Origin of the sequence: Streptomyces albus subsp. albus (genome assembly GCF_000725885.1) — a bacterium.
GTDB lineage: Bacteria > Actinomycetota > Actinomycetes > Streptomycetales > Streptomycetaceae > Streptomyces > Streptomyces albus.
On sequence record NZ_JODR01000082.1, the window covers coordinates 1 to 437 of the forward strand.

Below are 437 nucleotides of genomic sequence, written 5' to 3' on the forward strand. Positions count from 1 at the left end.
CCCTTGACGTGGTACTGGTCGAAGGTGGGCTGGATCACCTGGAGCAGGCCCTTGGAGGGGATGCCCTTCTGGGCGTTGATGTCCCAGTCGTTGACCGCGTTGGGGTCACCGCCGGACTCACGGATGATGTTGCGCTTGATGCCGTCGTAGGAGCCGGGGATGCCGTGCTTCTTCATGATCGACATGGCCTCACGGATCCACCCGTCCAGGTTGTCCGGGTAGTCCTCGGCCTTCTTGCCGGCGTCCTTCTTCTCCGCCTTCTCCGCCTTCTTGTCGGCCTTGTCGTCGGCCTTGGCAGGCTTCGCGGCGGTCTGGTGGGCCGGCTTGGCCGGGGCCTGGGCGTGGGCGGTGCCGGTCAGGGCGGCGGTGGCGATACCGGCCGCACCCAGGACGGTGATACCGGTGGTGGCGATACGGCGGGGGATCAGCGTGGTGGT

The 437-nt window shown here is 67.0% G+C and carries 1 protein-coding gene; it reads right to left on the minus strand.

The window, feature by feature from the left end; translation table 11 throughout:
* Positions 1 to 437 (minus strand): lysozyme family protein (locus IO40_RS0132820; protein WP_063831002.1); only part of this gene is annotated, 437 nt, incomplete at both ends.